The sequence below is a fragment of the Neobacillus sp. SRL179 genome (genome assembly GCF_984799095.1).
On sequence record NZ_OZ481792.1, the window covers coordinates 4,339,889 to 4,363,892 of the forward strand.

Annotated in this window: 22 protein-coding genes; 4 read left to right on the forward strand and 18 right to left on the reverse strand. The window is 42.5% G+C overall.

All coding sequences use genetic code 11. From position 1 onward, the window contains the following. Positions 1-118 precede the first annotated feature (118 nt). The 10 genes from AC4E8C_RS21360 to AC4E8C_RS21405 form a co-directional block, all read right to left on the reverse strand. Positions 119-400 carry a hypothetical protein gene (locus AC4E8C_RS21360; RefSeq protein WP_490208641.1) on the reverse strand — a complete coding sequence of 94 codons (282 nt, stop codon included), beginning with the start codon at positions 398-400 and terminating at the stop codon, positions 119-121. A 199-nt stretch (positions 401-599) separates the two neighbouring features. Continuing rightward, positions 600-1,571, reverse strand: a complete 972-nt coding sequence (locus AC4E8C_RS21365; protein WP_490208642.1) for a 2-hydroxyacid dehydrogenase — start codon at positions 1,569-1,571, stop codon at positions 600-602. A 155-nt stretch (positions 1,572-1,726) separates the two neighbouring features. Next, on the reverse strand, positions 1,727-2,875 hold the full coding sequence (dgoD, locus tag AC4E8C_RS21370) for a galactonate dehydratase (RefSeq protein ID WP_490208643.1): 1,149 nt from the start codon (positions 2,873-2,875) through the stop codon (positions 1,727-1,729). A 45-nt stretch (positions 2,876-2,920) separates the two neighbouring features. Beyond that, complete coding sequence (locus AC4E8C_RS21375) at positions 2,921-4,420, reverse strand: tripartite tricarboxylate transporter permease (RefSeq protein WP_490208644.1); 1,500 nt, start codon at positions 4,418-4,420, stop codon at positions 2,921-2,923. A gap of 16 nt (positions 4,421-4,436) precedes the next feature. After that, positions 4,437-4,880, reverse strand: a complete 444-nt coding sequence (locus tag AC4E8C_RS21380) for a tripartite tricarboxylate transporter TctB family protein (RefSeq protein WP_490208645.1) — start codon at positions 4,878-4,880, stop codon at positions 4,437-4,439. A gap of 167 nt (positions 4,881-5,047) precedes the next feature. Next, positions 5,048-6,052, reverse strand: coding sequence for a Bug family tripartite tricarboxylate transporter substrate binding protein (locus AC4E8C_RS21385; protein ID WP_490208646.1), 1,005 nt, complete (start codon positions 6,050-6,052; stop codon positions 5,048-5,050). Between the two features lie 50 nt (positions 6,053-6,102). After that, complete coding sequence (locus AC4E8C_RS21390; RefSeq protein WP_490208647.1) at positions 6,103-7,116, reverse strand: 2-dehydro-3-deoxygalactonokinase; 1,014 nt, start codon at positions 7,114-7,116, stop codon at positions 6,103-6,105. Positions 7,117-7,141: 25 nt separating this feature from the next. Beyond that, complete coding sequence (locus AC4E8C_RS21395) at positions 7,142-7,783, reverse strand: bifunctional 4-hydroxy-2-oxoglutarate aldolase/2-dehydro-3-deoxy-phosphogluconate aldolase (protein ID WP_490208648.1); 642 nt, start codon at positions 7,781-7,783, stop codon at positions 7,142-7,144. Positions 7,784-7,815: 32 nt separating this feature from the next. Next, a complete protein-coding gene (locus tag AC4E8C_RS21400; protein ID WP_490208649.1) occupies positions 7,816-8,712 on the reverse strand; it encodes a sugar phosphate isomerase/epimerase family protein in 897 nt (298 codons plus the stop codon). Beyond that, on the reverse strand, positions 8,712-9,539 hold the full coding sequence (locus AC4E8C_RS21405) for a sugar phosphate isomerase/epimerase family protein (RefSeq protein ID WP_490208650.1): 828 nt from the start codon (positions 9,537-9,539) through the stop codon (positions 8,712-8,714). Before AC4E8C_RS21405 ends, AC4E8C_RS21400 begins: the two co-directional genes overlap by 1 nt. A 260-nt stretch (positions 9,540-9,799) precedes the next feature. Between AC4E8C_RS21405 and AC4E8C_RS21410 the strand changes: the two genes are divergently transcribed. Beyond that, a complete protein-coding gene (locus AC4E8C_RS21410; RefSeq protein ID WP_490208651.1) occupies positions 9,800-11,002 on the forward strand; it encodes an ROK family protein in 1,203 nt (400 codons plus the stop codon). 94 nt (positions 11,003-11,096) lie between these two features. Continuing rightward, the gene (xylB, locus tag AC4E8C_RS21415) at positions 11,097-12,593 is read left to right on the forward strand and encodes a xylulokinase (RefSeq protein WP_490208652.1); all 1,497 of its coding nucleotides are present in this window, start codon (positions 11,097-11,099) and stop codon (positions 12,591-12,593) included. A 225-nt stretch (positions 12,594-12,818) separates the two neighbouring features. Here the strand turns inward: xylB and rbsB are convergent, their stop codons facing one another. The 6 genes from rbsB to AC4E8C_RS21445 form a co-directional block, all read right to left on the reverse strand. Then, complete coding sequence (gene rbsB, locus AC4E8C_RS21420) at positions 12,819-13,736, reverse strand: ribose ABC transporter substrate-binding protein RbsB (RefSeq protein WP_490208653.1); 918 nt, start codon at positions 13,734-13,736, stop codon at positions 12,819-12,821. Positions 13,737-13,749: 13 nt separating this feature from the next. Then, positions 13,750-14,721, reverse strand: coding sequence for a ribose ABC transporter permease RbsC (gene rbsC / locus AC4E8C_RS21425; RefSeq protein ID WP_490208654.1), 972 nt, complete (start codon positions 14,719-14,721; stop codon positions 13,750-13,752). 1 nt (position 14,722) lies between these two features. Next, positions 14,723-16,204 (reverse strand): sugar ABC transporter ATP-binding protein, encoded by a 1,482-nt coding sequence (locus AC4E8C_RS21430; protein WP_490208655.1) that lies wholly within the window; start codon positions 16,202-16,204, stop codon positions 14,723-14,725. Between the two features lie 207 nt (positions 16,205-16,411). Then, positions 16,412-16,807 (reverse strand): D-ribose pyranase, encoded by a 396-nt coding sequence (rbsD, locus tag AC4E8C_RS21435; protein ID WP_490208656.1) that lies wholly within the window; start codon positions 16,805-16,807, stop codon positions 16,412-16,414. A gap of 1 nt (position 16,808) precedes the next feature. Then, on the reverse strand, positions 16,809-17,687 hold the full coding sequence (rbsK, locus tag AC4E8C_RS21440; RefSeq protein ID WP_490208657.1) for a ribokinase: 879 nt from the start codon (positions 17,685-17,687) through the stop codon (positions 16,809-16,811). Continuing rightward, positions 17,680-18,669, reverse strand: coding sequence for a LacI family DNA-binding transcriptional regulator (locus tag AC4E8C_RS21445; protein ID WP_490208658.1), 990 nt, complete (start codon positions 18,667-18,669; stop codon positions 17,680-17,682). Before AC4E8C_RS21445 ends, rbsK begins: the two co-directional genes overlap by 8 nt. Before the next feature lie 231 nt (positions 18,670-18,900). Between AC4E8C_RS21445 and AC4E8C_RS21450 the strand changes: the two genes are divergently transcribed. Continuing rightward, positions 18,901-19,341: a hypothetical protein gene (locus AC4E8C_RS21450; RefSeq protein ID WP_490208659.1), complete on the forward strand. Its 441-nt coding sequence runs from the start codon at positions 18,901-18,903 to the stop codon at positions 19,339-19,341. Positions 19,342-19,685: 344 nt separating this feature from the next. Here AC4E8C_RS21450 and AC4E8C_RS21455 read toward each other — a convergent pair whose 3' ends face one another. Next, positions 19,686-22,802, reverse strand: coding sequence for an MMPL family transporter (locus AC4E8C_RS21455; RefSeq protein ID WP_490208660.1), 3,117 nt, complete (start codon positions 22,800-22,802; stop codon positions 19,686-19,688). Continuing rightward, entirely contained in the window at positions 22,803-23,267 is a 465-nt protein-coding gene (locus tag AC4E8C_RS21460; protein ID WP_490208661.1) for a MarR family winged helix-turn-helix transcriptional regulator, read from the reverse strand. It lies immediately after the preceding gene. Positions 23,268-23,633: 366 nt separating this feature from the next. On the opposite strand from AC4E8C_RS21460, the gene AC4E8C_RS21465 reads away from it, so the two are divergent. Beyond that, on the forward strand, positions 23,634-23,984 hold the full coding sequence (locus AC4E8C_RS21465; protein ID WP_490208662.1) for a hypothetical protein: 351 nt from the start codon (positions 23,634-23,636) through the stop codon (positions 23,982-23,984). The last annotated feature ends 20 nt before the right edge of the window (positions 23,985-24,004 follow it).

Below are 24,004 nucleotides of genomic sequence, written 5' to 3' on the forward strand. Positions count from 1 at the left end.
TTTTCTTAAACAATAAAAACACCCCCGCCATCTAAGCGAAGCGGAGGAGGAAAATGAACTGAAGTTGAACTTCTATCTAGTCTTTTTTTTATCGAACAACTTGTTTTTGCTCAGATGATTAATTTGTAACTAACACGCCATCAGTCACCAATTCACTAGGAAGTTCGGTGAATTTCTGCGCTTCAATTAATAACTCTTGACGCTTGGCAAATAGACTTGGGCAATTCGGCTTAAAGCAGCAAGGGCATGTGTCCATAATTCCAATATTATATGCTTTAACATGTTGATCTTCTACTCGGCAATATAACATCGCTTTATGAGTATCAGAGAATGTTAGCAGGATATTAAAGGTTGAGTTCTCAAGGTCAACATTTTGTACTTTTGCATTTGCTAGTTGCATCGTGTTCACTCCAGTTCTAATAGATTTTTTTTGCTTACGAAACATTATAGCAAATATCTATTCTGCTAGTCTATCACCTGCGCGTTAATCCAGAATTTAACGAAAAGGGGATCGACAATAAGAAAAGAGAAGAAACTAGTAGTTCTTCTCTTACATATATTATTGCTACTTAAGAAGGGTATGACCCCTGTTCCACACCTCACCGCAGTTCCGGCACAACGTTCTCTGGCATGTTTCCAGTAACGCCTGCGACAAGGTTTTCGGCTGCTTTCATGGCCATATCGAATCGAGTTTTATCTGTTGCGGAGCCGATATGCGGAAGCACGACGACGTTGTCCATTTTCAAGAGAGGATTGTCTTTTTCGACAGGCTCAACCTCAAACACATCCAAGCCGGCTCCAGAAATTTTTCCTTCTTGCAGCGCTCGAATGAGGGCCTTTTCATCTACTACTGATCCCCGTGAACAATTAATAAAAATAGCATTTGATTTCATCCGATTGAACTGTTCTTCCCCCATAAAGTGGTAGGTAGAATCATTCAATGGCACCATCACTAACACGAAATCAGCCCGCTCTAATAGATCATTCACTTCACTGTATTCAATCCCGTATTGTTCCTCCAACTGAGGCTTTCTGCTGTTACTGTTATACAAGACATTCATTTCAAAGCCAAGTGAAGCTCTTCTTGCCACCTTCTCACCGATCCGCCCCATGCCAATGATTCCTAATGTCGCATGGTGAACATCCTGGCCATAGAAGTAGGTTTCATGAATGGACTTTTCCCACTTGCCAGCCTTCACGAAATGATTAAATTCAGGAATCCTTCGTGACGTTGATAAAATTAATCCAAAAACCAGGTCAGCCACAGCCTCATCAAGAACATAAGGGGTGTGTGTACCGATGACACCGCGTTCCTTCATCGCTTCAATATCAAAGGCATCATACCCAACGGCAATGTTGCTGACAATTTTTAAATGAGGCGCTTTTTCTAAAAATTCCTTCGTAATGACGCCCTTAGGTGTCATCAGACCTTCCACATCCGCCACTTCCTTCAGGAGCAAATCCGCTGGGATTGGTTCCTTCTGGTCCCACATCCTGTAATCACAATAGCGGGCAATATACTCCTCAACCTCTTTAGGAATACGCTTGGCAATAAAAACTTTCGGTTTCAATTTAAAGTCCCCCTCGTCCGAGATTCACAGCTGGCAGATATTGTTTCGCAGGCTTACCTCATCTGGTTCACACTCATCCATAAAAGATAACCTTCGGTGCAGTGCTCCAGCCCTGTACAAACCAATCAGCCTCTTCACCCTATTTTCCTACAATTTTACCATTCTGCAATACTTCCATCCTTATGCCGCCAAACAGGATTTTTCCAGTCATGGCTTATTTCAGCTTGTTTTCGAACGAATTCTTCATCGATTTCAATTCCTAACCCCGCACCTTGCGGAATTCCGACATACCCATCTTTATACTCAAACACGGACGGATCCTTGATATAATCCAATAGGTCACTGCCTTGATTATAATGAATGCCCAAACTTTGCTCCTGAATAAAAGCATTATGGGCAGTGGCATCAACTTGAAGACATGCAGCTAGAGCAATCGGTCCTAAAGGACAATGCGGAGCGAGTGCTACATCATAGGCTTCAGCCATTGAAGCAATTTTTTTACATTCAGTAATCCCGCCTGCATGGGATAAATCAGGCTGAATGATATCGACAGAACCTTCTGCTAGAACAGACTTAAAGTCCCAGCGTGAAAACATCCGCTCCCCTGTCGCAATCGGGATCGTCGTATGCTGCGCAATTTCTCGTAAAGCTTCATTATTTTCCGCTAACACAGGTTCTTCAATGAACATTGGCCGGAATGGTTCCAATTCCTTTGCCAGGATTTTCGCCATCGGCTTATGAACACGGCCGTGAAAATCAATCCCAATTCCCACATAGCTGCCGACTGCTTCACGAATGGCGGCAACTCGTTCCAACACCTGATCAACTTTTTCATAAGAATCAATGTACTGAAGTTCTTCCGTTGCATTCATTTTTATAGCCGTAAAGCCGGCATCAACTACCGCCTTTGCTGCCAAGCCGACATCAGCCGGACGATCGCCGCCAATCCATGAATAGACCTTAATAGAATCACGGCAGGCCCCGCCTAATAATTGATAGACAGGAGCATTAAAATATTTGCCCTTAATATCCCAAAGGGCCTGATCAATTCCAGCAATCGCACTCATTAGAATTGGACCGCCGCGATAAAATCCAGAGCGGTACAACATATTCCAATGATCTTCAATCCGTAATGGGTCCTTCCCAATGAGATAGCCCATTAATTCCTCCACACAGGCCTTTACCGTCGAAGCCCGGCCTTCGATGACTGGCTCACCCCAACCGACAATGCCTTCATCGGTTTCAATTTTCAAGAAAAGCCAACGTGGCGGAAGTTGAAACAATTCATAACTGCGAATTTTCATTTAGAAAAACTCCTTCATCTAAAGATACTGTCACCCATACTCGTTTTACAGAGTTGTAACTTGATCAGTATCTTTTTTCTTTTTGAAAAATTTAGTATACAGCGGGGCAAATAATGTAAGAATTGCAATAATAAGTAGAAAGGCAGCAATCGGCCGTGTGAAAAAGATGCTGACATGTCCTTCAGACATTACCAAGGAACGGCGTAAATTACTTTCCATCATTGGCCCTAATATCAATCCTAGAATAAGCGGCGATGCTGGGAAATCATAGCGCTGCATGAAATAACCAATCACACCGGCAACAAACATGACCATTACATCAAAGAAGCTATTCCCTAAAGAGTAGGCACCAACCGTACAAAGAATTAAAATAAGCGGCGTTAAAATGGCCTTTGGAACATATAGAATCTTCGTAAACAAACGAATCCCCGGTAACCCAATCACTACAATAAGAAGATTGGCTAACAGCATTCCGATAAATAATGTATACACAATCGGCCCATTGTTTTGGAACAACATCGGACCGGGCTGCAGTCCTTGAACCATCAAGGCTCCTAATAAAACAGCTGTAACTGCATCTCCAGGAATCCCCAATGTTAATAATGGAATCATCGCTCCACCCGTCACACTGTTATTCGCTGATTCAGGTGCCGCCACACCTTTTAATTCGCCTTTCCCAAACCCATCTTTATTTTTGGAAAATCGCTTTGCTTCATTATAGGCAACGAAAGCAGCAATATCTGCACCCGTCCCTGGAATCATCCCAATAAAGGTCCCAATTCCAGATGAACGAAGAATCGTTCCAATTAACGTTTTAAATTCGCTCCACTTCAGCTTTACTTTTTCAACTTTTATCGTAACCTTTTGAGCTGAGAAAATATCTTCCATTGATTTAAATGCCTCTGATGCAGCAAACAGACCAATCATAACCGGAATAAAGTTTACGCCCCCGGTCAATTCCATTCGATCAAAGGTAAACCTTGGCGTTCCTACCATCGGGTCTAACCCAATCGTTGCAATTAAAAGTCCAAAAAAGCCTGTGATAATCCCTTTGACCATTGACTTTCCGGCCAAGCTGGAAATAATCGATAAACCAAATAAGGCAAGGGCAAAGGATTCAGGCGCACTAAATTTCAAGGCAAAGTTGGCTAATTGTGGTGCGATTAAAATTAACACGATAACGCTCAATACTCCCCCAATGGCGGAAGCAAGTGTAGAAATCGTTAAGGCTTTATGGGCCAAGCCTCTTTTTGCCAATGCATATCCATCAATAGCGGTTGCTGCGGAGGCGGGGGTTCCTGGTGTATTCAGCAAAATAGCCGTTAATGACCCACCATAAACCGAACCAAAGTAAACACCTACGAGTAAAAGAATACCTGTGACGGGTTCCATCCCAAACGTAACAGGTAAAATGACAGCCACTCCCATGGTGGAGGTCAATCCCGGCAGCGAGCCAATTGCGATTCCAAGAACCGTTCCAATGACTAGTACAAATAACACTTGCCATTGAAGTATATTCGCCATTCCATCTAGTAATAAATTCATCTCATTTCACCCCCGGTTATGAAAATAGTGATCCTACAGGAATCGCTACCTTTAAGAGTTTTTCAAAGCAAACGTAAATAAATAAAACCGTTCCAATTGGAATCGAAATAAGGACAATATAATTCCGAACTTTAGAAAATAGTAATAAGCCTGCAACAAAAAGGGCTGCGGCAATATAGAAACCGATAACCGGGATTAAAATGAGAAAGATTAAAACAATCCCCATGGCAGCTCCGGAATATCCCATTGTATTTTCCTTTTCTTCCTTAGGGCCTTTATCTAATAGACCTTGAATGACAACAATTCCACCTAATATAAACAAGATTCCGCAATAAATCCTCGGCATAACCGTTGGTCCAATTTCATTTAAATCTAGTTTTGGAAACGAGAAAGTCTGTGCGTAAAAGATTCCCGAAACAAGCATGATAAACAAACCGCAAATTATATTTGGTATTTTCATCCCTTTTCACTCCCCTGCTTACATCATCTGTTGTTCCTATTAATAGCATGTTAGGGAATCCCCGACTCCCCTTCACAAAACCTAAAAAGTAAAGAGTGGGAGTACCCAATCTTTACTTTTTATTACCCCTCGCTACAAAAATCTGCAGCTGTATACTTCACTTGCTTTTAATTTTTCAAACCAATTTCAGCAATGATATCACCAAATTGTTTGTAGTTATCATCCATAAATTGTTTAAACTCTTTGGAACCCTTAAGCTGAATGCCTAAGCCGCTGTTCTTCATGAAATTTGTGAATTTCTCTTCTTTCGCAGCTTTCATAAATGCATCTTCAAGTTTTGCGACAACATCATCTGGAGTATCCTTAGGAACAGTTAGACCTCTCCACGTACCAACTGGGTCAACATCCAAACCAGCCTCTTTAAAGGTTGGTACATCTGGAATGATATCTGAACGTTTATCTGACATAACCGCAAGTGTCTTTACTTTTCCAGCATCAAGCTGGGCTTTAACCTCTGCAGGACTGACCGTGACCGCATCAACATGCCCGCCCACTAAAGCTGTTACGGCTTGGGCTGCACCTTCAAATGGCACATGGTTTAGTTTGATCCCTGCTTTTTTGGAAAGACTTTCCGCTGCGATGTGCCAAATCGATCCAGTACCAGAGTTTCCAACCTTCACTTTGCCAGGATGTTGTTTTGCATAGGCAATAAATTCCTCTAATGTGTTATAGGGAGCATCCTTTGGAACAGTAAGGGCAGCCGGATCCAAGTTAATTAAACCAATTGTCTTAAATTGATCTGGTCCAAGCGGCGAAAGTCCTAAATGCTTGTACATTGTTAATTCCACAAATACCATGGTAACGGTATAACCATCCGGCTTCGCGTTAGCTCCTTCCGTCATTCCGACAGAGCCACTTCCTCCTGCCTTATTCACAACGCCAACAGATTGACCTAAATATTTATCAATATCAGCTGTTAAGGCTCGGGCAGTTGCATCCGTTCCACCGCCAGCAGAACTTGGAACAATTAACGTAATCGGTTTATTTGGAAAATCTGACTTTTTCTCAGTTGTTTTTCCTGAACTACTAGCAGTATCGTTACTACAACCAACCATTGCAAGCAATAATACTGCTGCCAAGAATATTCCTAAGTGTTTGATAGATTTCTTCATATAATTTTTCCCTACTCTCATATTTGTATTTTTTAAGAGGACGCTTTCATTTACTGCTTACACAAATGGTGGTATCGGGATACCACTTCGATTGCCCCTAATACTAGGGAATCATCTACCTGTTGATCAGTAGCTTCAATAATCGTCCATCCTTTATTGGCGTATTTTAATAATTGAGTAAATGCGCTCCTTAATGGATTGGAGCCGCCAATGATCAGCCACTTCATTTCTTCCTTTTCCTTCATTAATTGAAAGAGTGCTTGGAGGTCATTATAAATGACAGCCCCTACTAGATAATTCGCCCGTTGATTTGCCGTTAATTCCGTAAATAAATGAAGCAAACGGATATGGTAAAAACTCCTAGTCAATCCATGCTGTCTTGCTGCTTCATAACCTTTAACCAGCATATCAGGATCAATCGTCTCGACTAGTTTTTCTTCTAGGGAATCCGATAGAATTGTTTGCTTTTGCAAGGCTTGAAGCGTTTCACCGCCTAATGTCGATAAACAAAAGGTTAACGACTGGTCATCATCCACAGCGACAAACTTGGTATGGGATCCCGGTAAAACCATCATTCCTTTACCTGCTACAGTAAACTGTTTTAATAGACCAAACGATTCTACCTCTTCACCACGCATCACATCGAAATCATTAATTCCTAGTAAATGATCATCAAGATCAACGTTTATCGTATTTTTCATTCCTGGGATAAAAATACATTTGATATGAAAAAAATCTTCCAGCTCGACCACTTTTGCATGAGTAGCAAAATCGTCTGCACTTGCAGGAGTTCCAATATGAGCTACCTCGTAAACTCCCAAATTCGACGTAATCATCCCAGATGCCGCGATATACTCGATGTCTGCAGGAGTGAGCTGATTATGGGTGAGTATCCGCTCGATTCCCATTTTCAACTGGGAGATCAAGTTTCGGTTATCACCTGTAATCGCCGTGTCTTTAACACCCACTCGTACTTTTTCAGAATCAAGGATGGTGGTTGACTCTTTATCTATTAATCTGATTCTTGAATTGGTCGTCCCCGAATCAATGAGGATCACCTTCACATTCAACACCACTTTTCTACAGAATTCAATTTGGTGATTGAACTTTACGAACAATTTCTACGAACCTTGCTGCCCGTCTCTCTATTTCTGTAAAATCACCTTGCTGCACTAACTTATCATTTACCAGCGTACTGCCAATACCAAGAGCACTTGCTCCTGCTTTCAAATAATCCTCCGCATTTTCTAGTGAAATACCGCCTACTGCCATTGTTTGGATAAATGGTAAAGGCCCCTTCAAATCGGAAAGATAGGATGGTCCCAGTGTGCGAATGGGGAAGATTTTCACCATTTTCGCCCCATATTCATAGGCCGTTAATGCCTCAGTTGGGGTAAAAACGCCAGGAATGACGGGAACGTTGTAGCGATTTGCTGTTTCGATTGTGTTCTTATTTAATGTCGCGGACAGCAAATAGCTTGCCCCTGAAAGAATAGCAAGTCTAGCAGTCTCAGAATCTAACACGGTCCCGGCTCCGACCAGCATATCAGGAAAAAGCTCTTTAATCCGTTCAATCCCTTTCAGTGCTCCTGGTGTATTCATGGTCACTTCTACAGCACGGATTCCGCCTGCCTCAAGACTTTTCACAATATCCTCAAGCCCTGTTGTTGAATCACTGCGAATAATCGCCACTAATTTGGATCGGCTAATTTCTTCTAATGGATTAGTCATTTTGATCAACTCCTTTTGTTACCAATTGGGTTTTAAATTTTCACGCTAGGCAGGACTGTTTCGAGAACTGATCTTACTGCTCGTTCATTTTCATGAAGCGCCTGCTGGGTTGTCCCGCGAACTTCAACGGCAACACGCATCCCATTATCGGCAAGCCCTAAATCCTCTGCTTTTTGTAAAATGGCTTTGATGGATTCAATATCTAAAAATCCCGGCTTGCCGATTGGCATATGATGATCACCATATAAAGCATCATGTGGATCCAAGACAGCATTAGAAAAGTGAATTTGCCGAATATACGATTGTGCTAAGTTCAATGCCGCGAATATATCTTCTCTGTTAAGGGCGGCATGCGCCGTATCAAATGCAAACCCAATATTGGAGAAGGATTCCCTCACTCTTGCAAATAACGTAACAGCTTCATCGGTTGGACCTAACAAGCGTTTCTTGTTAGCCTCGCGATCGAGCGGTTCAATCAAAACCTCTAGATTGAATGTTGCGGCTTCCTCGCAGATTTCACACAAACTCTGATAAAAGCTTTCTGTTGCCGCCTGTCTAAAGGAAACACCAGGATCGGGGCCGCTAATGAAAGCAATGGCTGAAGCACCGCATTCGGCCGCAAGGTATAAACTTTCTTTGATTCGCCGGACTGCTTCTTGCCTCTTTTTTGTTTCATTTGAGGACAAATCAAGGTTTTTTTCGTGAATAAGAGTGGTCAGCCACTGGATAACGGTTAATTTCTGCTCCTTGGCCGTGTTGGAAATTTGCTTTCGTTCAATTTCCGAAAAGCCATAACCAATTTCAACCGCTTGATAAAAGCCGTCTTCACCGACCCGTTTCAGCAAATCAGCGGTACATCCTTTTTCCAAGCTGTAAGGATGATAGACTTCCGAGATGAGTAACGATGGAATGAATAAGCCCTGTCCCATCAAGATCGAACTCCTTTTGCAATCGGCTCTAACTGGTCTCTTACATAGCCCCCAATATTCATCACCGCTTCGTCCGGATTGGATTCCGATTCCCTTGTTTCTTCCTCGACCATAATCCAGCCCTTATAGCCATAACTCGTCAGATCTGAGACAATTTTTGGGAAATCAATTTCTCCCTGCCCCATCGTTTTCCACTCTGGTTGATTAGAGCAATCTTTAAAATGAACATGCTTAATGATCGGCAAGTAACGTTGGATAATTTCAACAGCATTCATCCCGCCATATGTAATGTGGCCCGCATCCGGTGTGTAGCCAATATAGCGGGTATCTAATTCATTAAATAACAGGCTGTAATCGTCTTCTGTACGAAAATACGAAGTCGGAGGCGAACTTGGATGGAAGGAGCAAACAATTCCTTGATCATGTGCCCTCTTGGCTAGCGTATTCGCACATTGGATGATCTCCCTTTGCCTGGTTAACAAATGCTCACGGTTGGGCCCTACCCTTGGAGCAACATTCAGCAAAGCTTGAGGGAAATGCTTCAAATAGTTCAGATAATAGTCAGCCACGTTTCGTTCTTGGTCTGATTCCTGATGGCTTAACCAACTGAAGGGAAGCGTCAGCGCAGCAAGCTGCAAACCGTTTTGATCAAGCACATCCTTCAAACGTTCCGGTTCTTCCTTAAACCTTCCCAGCAATGACACCTGAACATCAATTCCTTTAAAGCCGGCTTTCTTTACAACCCCAATGATATGTTCTAAATAATCCGTTTCTTTATCATAGTCTAATTCCCATGTTGAACCATGACACCCAAATGTAATGGACACCTCTTCCTCCCCTTTACCATTTTCATTTAAAAGCGCTTTCTTTTTTTATAAAAAAATAAATTTCTTACCACTTAGACAAGCTAAATGTCCTTACTTAGTTTTTCCAAAGGATGAACTAAGTTTGTTTATGTCTGAATAGTAACACAACTAAACTTTGTTTGTCCATAGGATAAACAAAGTTTGATAAATTCTTTTCGAGAACTTATAATGAGAACAAGATCAGTGAAAAATCATATACCTGAGAAGGGTTAGAAGGTGAAATGATGGCATTAACGGGTGATCAATTCCTCGTAAAAGAAATAAATAAAACCGTTGTTTTAGAGACAATTAAACAATTTTCTCCTATCTCCCGTGCAGAAGTGTGCAAAATAACCGGGTTGAATAAAGGTACCGTTTCCAATCTCGTCAATGAATTACTCGAGAGTCAGTATGTGTACGAAACAGGGCCAGGAGAATCCAGCGGCGGGCGCAAACCCGTTATACTGATGTTTAATAATCGGGCCGGCTTTGCGATTGGGATTAACTTAAAAGTTCATCTCATCTCAGCTATTTTAACAGACTTACAAGGAAATGTTATCGAACGATATGAGACTCCCATCCACACAAACTCACAAACGGAAATCTATGAATCATTAAAACAATCCATTCGAAGCTTACTTGCAAAAGCCACGGAAAGCCCCTACGGTGTTGTAGGGATTGGGATTGGATTCCCAGGTACGATTGATGATGATGGAAATGTCTTGATTGCTCCAACACTAAAGTGGAAAGACGTTCCCTTACAAACCATGCTAGAGCGCGACTTTTCCCTCCCTATCGTGGTGTATAACGAAGCGCGCGTTGGCGCACAGGGTGAAACGGCATTCGGACTGGGGAAGGAATCGTCCAATATGCTCTATATTAGTATCGACAATGGAATTGGAACCGGTATCATGATTGATAAAGAATTGTATAAAGGGCATCTTGGTTTTTCCGGCGAGGCGGGCCATACTACATTTGATGTAAATGGTGCCCCTTGTGAATGCGGAAATGTCGGCTGCTGGCAGCATTATGCTTCCGTTCGTCCACTATTACACCAGGCGGCACAGCTGGAAGGAATGGCAGAGCACTTACAACGATTTGGCAAATCTAAGCCGGATATGGACATGCTCCTTCAGCTTGCTGAGGAAGGCCAGGCACAAGTCATCCAGCTTTTTGGTAGAATCGGCAAAAATATCGGCATCGGTATCAGCAATCTCGTCCGGATTCTCAATCCGGAAATGGTCATTATTGGCGGGTTAATGGCGACAGCGGCACAGTGGCTGCATACGCCCATTACAGAGGTCGTGAAACAGCGGGCAAGTCTTTATTATGAAAATGACCTTCAAATTCACTTCTCCGAGCTTGGCGACGATGCCACCGTATTGGGTGCCGCCTCACTGGCCATCGCGCAGCTGTTTACCAAAACACGGGTAACGGTTAATTAGGTTTTTTAAGGTGAATTCCCACAGCTGAAGGCGCAAACCTTGCTGTTGGAAATCACGTACCCCCCTTTTCTTTCAAAATGAGGAGGCAGCAAAAATGAACTATGTCATTGGCATTGATTTAGGTACGAGCAGTGTAAAAGCCATCTTGGTAGATCAGAATGGAAAAACCTGTGATGAAAGCTCCCTCCCCTATCCCCTGATTCAACCACAATCAGGTTATAACGAACAGGATCCGGGACAGTGGGTCACAGCAGCGATTACGGTGATTCAGGATTTGATGCAAAAAAGTGGAATTGATCGAACAACCGTGGAAGGCATTAGTTTTTCTGGTCAAATGCATGGGCTTGTCCTTTTGGATGATAACCACCATGTCTTGCGAAACGCGATTTTATGGAATGATACCCGCACCACCAAGCAATGCCTTCAAATAAAAGAGGCACTAGGTGATAAGCTTTTAGCAATTACCAAGAACCCTGCATTAGAAGGATTTACCTTGCCAAAATTATTATGGGTAATGGACCATGAGCCAGAAATTTACAGGAAGGCAGCCGTATTCCTTTTACCGAAGGATTACCTGCGTTTTTGTTTTACCGGCCATATGGCGATGGATTATTCTGATGCAGCGGGTACCCTCCTACTAGATATCCTAAATAAGAAGTGGAGTTCCGAAATTTTACAAACCTTTGATATTGCTGAGAACCTTTGCCCCCCGCTGGTCGAATCCATCACATTTGTCGGGAATCTGTTACCTGAGGTCGCGGATCAATGTGGTTTATCAACTGCCGTAAAGGTGTTTGCAGGCGGCGCGGACAATGCTTGCGGAGCACTGGGTGCTGGCATTCTATCGCAGGGGGAGACCCTGGTGAGCATCGGAACATCGGGAGTCATTCTTTCCTGTGAAGAGAGCCGTGACACAGACTTCAACGGGCAGTTACACTTTTTTAACCACAGCAAACCAGACACCTTCTATGCAATGGGCGTTACACTGGCCGCCGGTCATAGTCTTACCTGGTTTAAAGACACCTTTGCAAACCATCAATCTTTTGATGAGTTATTGGCGCCTATCGACCAGATACCGGCTGGTTCTAGCGGACTGCTGTTTACTCCTTATTTAACTGGAGAACGTACACCACATGCAGATTCACTGATTCGGGGAAGCTTTATTGGCATTGACAGCAGGCACAACATGGCTCATTTTACGCGGGCTGTTGTCGAGGGGATTACCTTTTCATTAAGAGAGTCGTTAGACATTCTTCGTCAAGCAGGTAAGACGATTAATACGATTATCTCTATTGGAGGGGGAGCAAAAAATGAAACCTGGCTGCAAATTCAAGCAGATGTGTTTAGAGTAGAAGTCACCCAACTAGAAAGTGAACAAGGACCTGCCTTAGGGGCAGCAATGATCGCAGCAGTCGGCTGTCAATGGTATTCATCGATAGAGGCGTGTGCACAAGTCTTTATACATAAAGGTAAATCCTATCAACCGAACCCGCTTCAAGCAGCTAGATATGATGAACTCTATCACCTTTATCGTTCGATTTATCAACAAACAAAGGACATCAATAGCGGGCTGGAAAAGTTTAGGATTTAATTGAAAAGTTGTCCTTTTAGACACACTATTATGGTGTGTCTTTTTTTATTTTTATTTTATCCAAGGACCACTGAAGCAGAGGGGGTCTTTGTCCCAGAAGGATAAAAAAACCCACCTGCAAAAACAGGTGAGGTCCTATAACAAATGTGGTCAAGTTGTAAAGAAGGGCGGGGAGGGACTGGCACCAGAGCTATGAAGTGATGCACAAGAACCATCCCCAGTGAATCATTCTTTTGTTACTAATTTAAGCGGTGCAGGGATCATTTTTTTAACTTTTTTGCCTTGGGCGACATCCCGGCCGGCATCTACGGCGAGTTTGCCGATGAGCATTGGCTGCTGGGCCACTGTGGCTTCGAGTTTACCTGCTTTAATCGCATTCAGGGCATCATCGTTACCGTCAAAACCAATGACCATAATGTCTTTTCCTGAACTATTGATTGCTTCAATAGCCCCTAAAGCCATTTCATCATTATGAGCAAATACTGCCTGAATATCAGGGTTTGCCTGGATTAGGTTTTCCATGACCGTTAAGCCTTTTGTCCGGTCAAAATCGGCGGCTTGCTTCGCGGTTACCGTTAATTTCGTATCGGCCACATTGTGGAATCCTTTTCCTCTTTCACGTGTAGCGGAAGCACCAGGAACGCCTTCTAATTCAGCGACCTGCACTTTTTCACCAAGTTGATCGACAATATAATTCGCTGCCATTTCGCCGCCTTTTATATTGTCTGAGGCAACGAGTGCTTCGACTTTTCCTTTATCGGCTGAACGGTCAAGCGTAATAACTGGAATATTGATGTTATTGGCTGATTGAACCGCAGTGGAGATGGCGGCAGAGTCAGTCGGGTTTATCAACAAGATATCCACACCTTGTTGGATTAAATCTTCTACATCATTAATTTGCTTGGCTGAATCGTTCTGTGCATCCACCACTTTCACTTGCATTCCCAATGCTTTAGCCTCTTTAATCACACCATCTTTCAAGGAAACGAAAAATGGGTTATTTAAAGTAGACACCGATAATCCTATTTTAATATCTTTTACATTTTCCTTTTTAGCAGGCTTCGCCCACTCTGGCGGCTGCATCGAACATGCACTTAACAATAAGAGTGTAAATGATAGACAGAATACTAAAAGTTTTTTCATCGTAAGCCCCTCCTTATGCTGATTTTTTCCGATCAAGTAAGACCGCGATAATAATGACAATCCCTTTGACAACCATTTGATAGAATGAAGATACACCAAGCAGGTTCAAACCATTATTTAACGTACCGATAATTAACGCACCAATCAGCGTTCCAAAGATTCTTCCTTTTCCCCCGGATAGACTGGTTCCCCCCAAGACAACAGCGGCGATTGCATCTAGCTCGTAGGAAGTACCGGCCGTTGGCTGTGCTGAGTTCAAACGTGATGTTAAAATGGCACCCGCTAAAGCAGCAAGTAAGCCGGAAAGACTGTAAATTAAGATTTTAACCCGTGGTACTTTTATCCCTGAGATTAAGGAAGCCTTTTCATTTCCGCCTATCGCATACGTTTTCCGGCCAAACGGAGTCTTATGAAGAACGATATATAAAATAGCAAATGTAATGATCATCGTAACGGCTGGAACAGGGATTCCAAGAAAATACCCGCGGCCGAATAATTGGAATAACTGATTATCCCCCAGACCTGTGATCGGATTCCCTTTCGTATAAACAAGCGTTAACCCTCTGAAGGCTGTCATCGTTGCCAATGTTGCAATAAATGGCGCCATTTTTCCCTTTGTAATCAATAATCCATTGACCATCCCCATTACCGCACCGAGGATACTTCCTACTAAAATGGCAAGAATCGGATCAAGACCGGAAACGATCATTCCCGCGGTTAAAGCACTCGATAAGGCTAAAATTGCACCGACGGATAAATCAATTCCACCTGTTAAGATAACAAAGGTCATCCCAAACGCAATCAGCGCATTAATGGCTACTTGCCGCAATAAGTTTAAGATATTTAATGGTTCTAGAAAGCTTGGATTTAAGACGGAAACGATGATAATCAAACAAATTAATCCAAGTAACGGACCAAGTTTTTGCGTCATGTTATTTAAAAAAGAGACTTTGCCTGCTGGAGCAGTTTCATTATTTGCTTTCATCTCACAGACCTCCTGTTGCGAATGTCATAATTTTTTCCTGAGTCGCTTCTTCTTTGGTTAATTCTCCACTTATTTCGCCCTCATGAACTACGAGGATTCGGTCACTCATCCCGAGAACCTCCGGCAATTCTGACGAAACCATGATGATGGCCACGCCCCGGTCGGTCAATTCATTCATGATTTGATAGATTTCCCGTTTAGCACCAACGTCTACCCCTCTGGTAGGTTCGTCCAAAATCAGGACCTTCGGGCTGATTCCCAGCCACTTCGCAATGACGACCTTTTGCTGATTTCCTCCAGACAAATCGCCTACCCTTGTTTCAACGGATTCCGTTTTAACGGTTAAACGCTTGGCCAGCATATTCACAAAATCAAGTTCACTTTTTTCTTGAATAATGCCTTTCGGCGCAAAGCTGTAAAGTGTCGGTAACACGATATTTTCTTTTATGGAAAAATCTAAGATAAGCCCTTCATCTTTGCGGTCTTCTGTAATAAAACCAATCCCCGATTTCACGGCTTGATCTGGTGAGGTAATCTTCACCTGCTTGCCTTCCAGCCAAATCTCCCCGCTATCAATCGAATCAAGACCAAAGATCGCCCGCATGATTTCCGTCCGGCCCGCTCCCATTAACCCCGAGACACCGATAATTTCACCCGAACGAACGGAAAAGTCTATGCTGTTAAATACACCCTTTTTCGTTAACCCTTTGACCTGAAGAACCGTCTCGCCCAATTTCGGCTCACGTTTTGGATAGCGGTCGGTTAATTCGCGGCCTACCATCTTTTTGACCACTTCATCAAAATTGGTTTCCGAAATGGCTTTGGTATCCACGGTTTTACCATCACGCATGACCGTAATCCGATCACAAATCGCGAAGATTTCCTCCATCCGGTGCGAAATATAAACAATCGCCACGCCATCTTTCTTTAATGAAGCAATGACGTCAAACAGCTTAGCAATTTCCCGCTCGGTCAGAGCCGCGGTTGGCTCATCCATAATAATCACTTTTGCTTCCGTCATGAGGGCTTTGGCAATTTCAATCATTTGCTGCTCACCCACCGAGCAGGCTCCTGCCTCTTTATCCAACGGAATCGACACAGCTAAACGGTCAAACTGCCTTTTCGCCAATTCCCTCATTTCCTTCATTTTTAAAAGGCCAAACGGAGTCTTCAATTCCTTCCCAATAAACAAGTTCTCCAGCACCGTCATATCCGGCCAAATATTTAACTCCTGATGGATAAAGGTAATCCCATTTTGTTCGGCTTCCTTCGGATTTTGGAAATAGGTTTCCTTGCCATCAATCCTGATCGTCCCTTTATCACGAGAATGGAGGCCAGTCAGCACATTCATCATCGTTGATTTTCCAGCTCCATTTTCCCCCATGAGAGCATGGACTTCACCGGCATGTAAATCAAAATCAACACCGGTTAATACTTGATTGGTTCCAAATGCTTTATAGATGTTCTGCATCGTGATTTGCATTTTTTTCACCTCTATTTATTTAGAAAAGCGGAATCGCCCGTTTAGCAGCGTATGGACTGGAGCGCTTCGACTGAGATAAAGGAAACACGGAGAGCGAAAGCGATCCGATGTTGACTTATCGTAGGGAGAAGAGCGAAGTACACTAGCTGCTGGGCGATGGAGCTAGACAATTCTCAAAGTAGAAAAGCGGAATCGCCCGATTATTTATTAGAAAAATACTCCTGAACGTAAGATAATATTGGCATACGGTGTAATTTCACCTGTCCGGATGATGGCTTTTGCTTGTTTTGTCAGCTGTTTAAACTCTTCATGGGAAACCTGCTGTTGCGGAATATCTCCGAACTTTTCCTGAAGATATTCTAAGACTTGCGGATTTCCTGCTTCAATTTCTGCGGCGATCGTGATTTCTTCAATCACCATATCATCTGCCACGGCGTCGACCACCTCTTTAAAAGAAGGCATCCCTGCTTTAATCGCTACATCAATTTTTTTTACGCCATCGGGAATCGGTAACCCCGCATCGGCAATGACGATCGTATCTGTATGGCCAAGGTCGCTCAAAACTTTTGATATCTCACTGTTTAACATTCCATGACGCTTCATTTTACAGACTCCTTTCTACTTCTTCACGTGTCGGCATCCCGCCTTGGGCACCAAATTTCGTGACGGATAGAGATGCCGCTCGATTAGCAAAACGGACCGCTTCTTTAAAACTCTTTTCCTCTGCAAGTGCAACGGCAAATGCCGCATTAAAGGTATCTCCTGCACCCGTTGTATCCACTGCTTCTACTGTATAAGACGGAACAACTACCTCTTTTTGGCCATCATGGTAGCGGACCCCATTTTTCCCTTCCGTTATAAATAACTTGTTGGGATTTTGCGCTAATGCTTCATGAAGATCTACATCTTCAAAAAGGACCGCCGCTTCCAGTTCATTAGGGGTAATATAGGCCGCATTGGCAATCACGTTTTTACTAATCGGTCTGGATGGAGCCGGATTTAATAATAACGGGACGTTTAGTTGTTGGCACAGGTCACACACATACTCCACTGTCTCTTCCGGAATTTCTTGCTGAATCAAGACAATATTCGATGTACGAATCACATCGAGTGCCTTTTCAACAAAAGCTGGTGTCACCAGATCATTTGCCCCTTTTACCACAATAATGCTGTTGTCACCATCCGCTAAAGTGATATGGGCTGTTCCGCTTTCCATATGTGTAACCGGTTCCACATAAGTCGTTAACACACCATTTTTTTTAAAATTAGTTAGGATGTCTGCTCCGAATGCATCGTCACCGACACACCCAACCATATAGACCTCTGCACCTAATCGGGCTGCTGCCACGGCTTGGTTGGCACCTTTCCCGCCAGGCACGGTTTTAAATGACTCTCCCAAGATTGTTTCACCCTGATCGGGCCGTTTTCTTGCCGTCACAACTAAATCCATCGAAGAACTTCCGATTACGGTAACTTTAGTCATTTTCCTCAACCTTTCTTGTTGTCTGTCTTTCAATAAATTCAACAGGTAATTGAATGTTCTTATTTAGTACTCGTTCATTATTTATTAAGCGAATTAACAGCATGGCTGCTTCTCTTCCCATTTCATACGCTGGCTGCCTAATGGTGGATAGTGGCGGAAATAGCAATCGGCTTAGCGGGATATCATCGAATCCAATGATTTGCAGTTCGTCGGGAATCGTTTTACCTCGACGCAGCGCCTCATGTAAGATTTCCGCTGCCACCACGTCATTACTGGCAATAACACCATCGGTTTCTGGATATTTTTCAAAAATTTCTGCCGCCCATTTCTCCGCTTTTCCAAAAGCAAATGAGTCCGTCATAATGACATTAAAATTAACATTTGCCGTACAAAGAACATCAATAGCACCTTTAAATCGCTCCTGGGCAGTTTGTGCTTCAACAGGTCCGCGTAGCAGGGTAATTTCTTTACATCCCCTAGCAATCAATTCTTTCGCCGTGATCCTGCCGCCATTAAAACCATCGGCATAAACCGAAGGAAACTGGTCGGATGTTCGGTCAAGAAAAACGACCGGCAGAGAGAGATCCTCGTAATGGGTTAAATCTGCATGACTTGTCGATGAAATGATACCGATTACATTATTTTGTTTAAATGTTTGAATATAATCCAATTCCTTACTTTTCTTCTCATCTGCATTGCCGATGATCAACCTAAAATCATGTTCCTGCATTTCGTCCTCAACCCCACGAGCCAATTCAGGAAAAAAAGGATTCCGGATGTCCGGCAATAACAAGCCTATTAATCTAGATTTTTTCTTATATAAAGATCTAGCCACTTCATTCGGTTTATAATTTAGTTCTTCAATCGCATCATTAATCAGCTTCCTGGTATCTTCATGGACATAGCCTTTGTTATTTAATGTTCGCGATACTGTAGCAACAGACACTCCCGCCTTTTTGGCTACATCCCTTATTGTTACCATTTAAGCTTCACCTCTATTTGCCGTATGTAACCGGTTCCACAATTAGAATAGCACATATAAATTTGCCATGCAAGTGGGAAGGAGTTTTTTCTAGAGGTTACCATAAAATGCACTAATTAAAATGGAGTTCGACTGATTTTTAGAATAATATGGAAATTTATTGTGCCTTTTTGGTAATATATAGTTAATTAGTGCATTTTTCCTATATTAGTAAAGTACGGGGGATGAAAGATGGCAGTCTATATAAGAAAAGAGGACAATCATAACGATTCAATCGGTTTATTGGGGATTATTTTTGCTTTTTCCCTGATGTACAAATTAAAAGCAATACTTGAAAATTGGGACCACTATACCTCTATTAATAAAATCATAGCCGGTATCTATTATTTTATTATTTACATGCCAATCAAATACATATTTTCACCATGGGATTTCATCTTTAAAAGTCACCTAACTCAATATAAAAACTTAAATTTAGTCTTAGCAATAGTGTGTATCATTCTCTTTTTATTTATTTTTATAAAACTATTAAAGTTCTTAGGAGACCTGCTGGCTTCACTGTTAACATTTAGTCGACTTGACCGCACCCAAGTGTTAATTCTCATTTACCTTAGTCCTGTCACAGTTTGGCTGATTTCTTGGGGAATCAGCTGGCTGTTTGCAAAAGCTTAAAAATCCAGCACGTGGCTGGATTTTTTCAGTTTCTCCTCGCTATTCTCGCCTGTAGGGTTGTTGCCATCTCTTTTTCATCCCTAATTTTGTCTATCAATACACTTTATCAGCGCTTTTAGGAGATTTATCAGCGGATTTTCCATTTTATCAGCGAATCTGCCAATATATCAGCGGATTTTATTATTTATCAGCGAATCTAACAATTTCCTCTATATCCCTGTAACGAAAAACACCTAAATCAACATTTAGGTGTTTTTCGTAATGTATTCATAAGATTCAGTGCCTTGGCTAGGTGAGGCTGATCCCATTTTGGGTACACGAGAACCGTCCCCATGCATCATGCACTACGCTCGTTTGAATGGCCACCAGTTGGCTTCGCCGAAGTTTTTGACCATGACTGGGATGAAGAATGGCAAGATGACGAAGGCGTATAGTAAGAGCCCGGTTAAGACAATGGAGGCAATTTGCAGTAAAGAGAGCATGCCGGATGGCATCATTGCTGCAAATGTTCCGCCTAAGATAATCGCGGCAGAGATGATAACTGTCCCCATCTTTTTCATCGCCAACAACATCGCCTCTCCCACCGATAATTGCTTGTATTCATTAAACCGATCCATTAAGAAAATACTATAGTCTACTCCGAGTGCCATCAGAATAACAAAGGCGAAGAACGGCACTGCCCAGCTGATCCCTGTATAATCAAAGATCTTCGTAAAGATCACTTCATTAATAGACATGGTGGTATAGTAAGTGAGCACCAATGAACCTATCAAGTAAAGCGGCATAATGATTGAACGGAATAAGAAAATTAAGATGATCGCAATCCCGATTAGCATGTAAACAACCGTCCGTGTATAGTCCTGATTGGATACGGATTGTAAATCGGCATTCGTGCTGGTAATTCCGCCGACAGCGACCACGGCATTTTCTAATTTTGTCCCTTTCGTTGCAGCTTTGACGGTCGATTTAATGTTATCTACTTGATTAATCGCCTCATTGGAATAAGGGCTTGCCTTAAAGACAACATCCATCGTCATCACTTTACGATCGGGTGAGAAATACGTGTCAAGCACTTGAGCAAAGTCCTTACTTTTTAACATTTCCTCTGGTAAATAGAAGGCAGACGTAACAGATAAGCCGGATAAGTAGTCTTGGGCAGATCCTAATCCATCAGAAATTTGATCCAAGCCATCGGCACTCTGACTAAGTCCGTCAGTTAACTGGCTCATTTGATCGCCTAACCCGCCGAAACCATCAAGCAATTGCTTCTGACCATTATTAATGTCAGTTACCCCATTGGTGACTTTCGGAAAATTGCTGACAATTTGTCCTTGGCCATTCGCTAATTGGTCTAGACCTGCCTGCTGAGCAGTGATTCCATCAATAATCGCCTGCAGTCCTGTCGATAATCCTGCTTGTTTGTCAAGGATAGTCTCATAGCTGGCATTGGCTTTATTAACCCCTGCAGATAGTGGAGCCAAGCCGGCATTTAACGTGTTGAGCGTTTTCGACAATTCTGCTAATGGCCCTTGAACGGCAGTTACCGTCCCTTTCACTTTACCGTATTCAGGGGAATTATTAATTCCTGGGTACTCTGATTCTATTTTTGAAAAGTCTTCAGCGGTAATTTGCGATAGACTCGAAGAAATATTCGCTAAGCCGCCGCCAATTTGCTGATAGCCGCTGTTTAAGGCAGAGAGGTTTTTGCCGATATCTTGATAGCCTTTTAACAGCTGTTGATGGCCGGCTAATAACTGTTCAGCCCCAGCTTTTGCATCAGCTAAGCCTTTTTTTATTTCAGTGGAACCGGCAGAACCTTGGCGAATGCCATTTTCAATCTTTGCCAAGTTCGTTTGAATTTCACCTAGACCGGATTTAAGATCGTTGGTGCCTGACACCAATGCCCCAATTCCATCAGTTGCACTTTTCAATTCGGGAGCTGATTTCGTCAGCTCGCTTTCAGCTTGATTCAGCCCATCACTGATTTTGTCGATACCATCTTTGCCTTCTCCAAGTCCTTCTTGTAAGGTTTTCGCTTGTTTGGAGACATATAAATCTTCAATCGGCTCGCCCACCGGACGGGTGGCCGAACGGACTTTATCAACTAAGTTCACTTTTTCTAAATCTTGAGAGATAGATTCTACTAGATTCAAGTATTCTACCGAATCCATTTTTTCATCATTCTTAATGACCACCTGTGTCGACATGGCTTCACCAGGGCTGAAACTGTCGGCAATCGCATTGAAGCCTTTGATGGCTGGAATATCATCACTAACCTCTTCCAGTGAGTTGAATGAAAGTGTTCCATCATGGGTAACAAGGAATGGGACACAGATGATGGCCACGATCAATAAGGCCAAAAGCGGTCTGGCAAGTGCGAAACTCCCGGCAGCGCCCCAAAGTTTATTGTCCTTATGCTCGGCAGCCTTTTTCGATGGCCAATAAATTTTCAAACCAAGTGCTGCCATGAAGAAAGGAACAATCGTAAATAAAGCAATCAAGAGAATCGCAACGCCAACCGCTACTGCGGCGGCAGATTGATATAGCTGAAACTGTGAAAAACCAATCGCAGCAAAACCAATCATGACCGCTAATCCGCTAAAGAACACGGTCCGTCCTGCGTTTTTGTAAGTCGCGATAATCGCTTCCGTAATCGATTCCTGTACTGATAACTCCTCTTTATAGCGGCTCAGCAGCAAAATACAATAGTCCGTCCCAATTCCGAATAAAACCGCGACTAAGAAAATTTGCGTATAGCTGGAAATCGGGAAGTTGAATTTATCCACCAAAAAGGCCACAATCGATTGCGACGTTAAATAGGTGAATCCAACCGTTACTAATGGAATGAACGGAGCGATAATCGAACGGAACACAAGCAATAGTACCGCTAAAATAAACACGACAGTAATGCCTTCCGTTTTTTTCAAGCCCTCCTGCGAGCTAGTCATTAATGCTTCATTAATGAGCCAATTCCCGGTAAAGTAATGGTCGACCTTAACATCATCAATCGCTTTGTAAAACTTGTCTTTTAATGCCTTTTCTTCATTCTGACCTTTCCAGGTGTGCTTAATAGAAACCATAATCGTTTTTCCATCATCTGACACCAATTGTTTCTTTAGAGCTGGTTGGTCAAAATGATTTAAATTCTCAGTAATTCCAAGCTCTTTTTTATTATCCTTCAGTTCGCGCACGGCCTTTTCGGCTTCCGCTATTTCTTTCTTCGTTAACTTTTTATCATTATGAAAAACAAGAGCAACGGTCGCGGTATCGCCCAGGTTCTTCTGTTCTTGGACCTCGCTCATAATTTCTCCCGCTAATGCAGAGGAATAACCTTTTGGAACCTTAATTTCCCCTTTTTCATGAACAAGGTTTCCCATGTTTGGCGCAACTAGAAATAAGCCAACGGCAATGGCAATCCAAGCGAGTAAGACAAACCATTTTCCTTTAATGATTGTTTTCATTTATTCTTCCTCCAACGCAGATTCATGGCTAGCTAAAATCATTTGATTTAGTTTTTCATATGTTTTCATAAACGCTTCAATTTCGTCTTGGTCAAATTGTTTAATAAACGATCCGACTAACTGATAAATGCGCTGCTCCGTCTCATTAAATAACGCTTTTCCGACATCGGTAAGCGTCAAATAAACGACACGGCGGTCATTTTCATCACGAGTCCGCTCGATGAGCCCCTTTTTCCAGAGCCGATTAATAATGGCGGTGATGGCGCTTTTTTTCACATGAAAAACTTCCGCAAGCTCTGAAGATGTGCATACCTCTACCTTATTCATGTACCTCAGCATATAATGCTGATCATTGGTTAAATCCTCTGCAAGCTGCCCTTTAATCAAATTGGCTCCATGCTTCTCAATCGAAAAAGTCGTATGAATATATTGATCCACCAGCTCTTTGAGGGACTTCTCATCCATCAAACATTCACCTCGTTAATAGTTCAACAGTTTAATTATTTCCGTGTTTAATAATATTATAGTAGAACTTGTCCTGTCAACGATTTGGCGCAAGGTGGTGCATGGGGACGGTTCTCTTGTGTCATAGAATGAGGATTTCGATCACAGGAACCGTCCCCACGCTCCATTTCAATCACGGGAAACGTCCCCACACTCCAAGCCAAAATTAGGGTCTTTTCTCCTATTCCGAAGTTCTCTTTTAATATTAAAAATACTGGTTAAATCTGTTATTATAGTAATAATAGTGTTAATTAATTGATACATATCTGACAACAATTGAGAAACTGTCAACAATATAAAAATCTATAAATGCAGGGAGGATAACACTTGAATACAAGGCCCGTTAATGTACAATTCGAGCTTAGAAAGATAAATGAAGTCAGCTCCATGCTTCGCACGTATAAAGCAAATTTAACGAGCATCAAAGGGGCATTAGACAACAACTGGCAGGCAAAGGAAATGGCCTATGTCGACAGTTGCTTGGATTCTATAACCAATCAACTTTCTAAACTATCCACTACGTTGGATACATTGGGACATGACATTTCTGCTGTGGCAAATGAGATTAATAGGGAAATTGCTGAAGCAGAAGCTAAGGCTAAGGCGGAGGAAGAGGCCAAAGCGAAGGCAGAAGCAGAAGCAAAGGCTAAAGATCTAGCTAATTCCACCACCAAATAAACAAAAATAATAATCGGAGG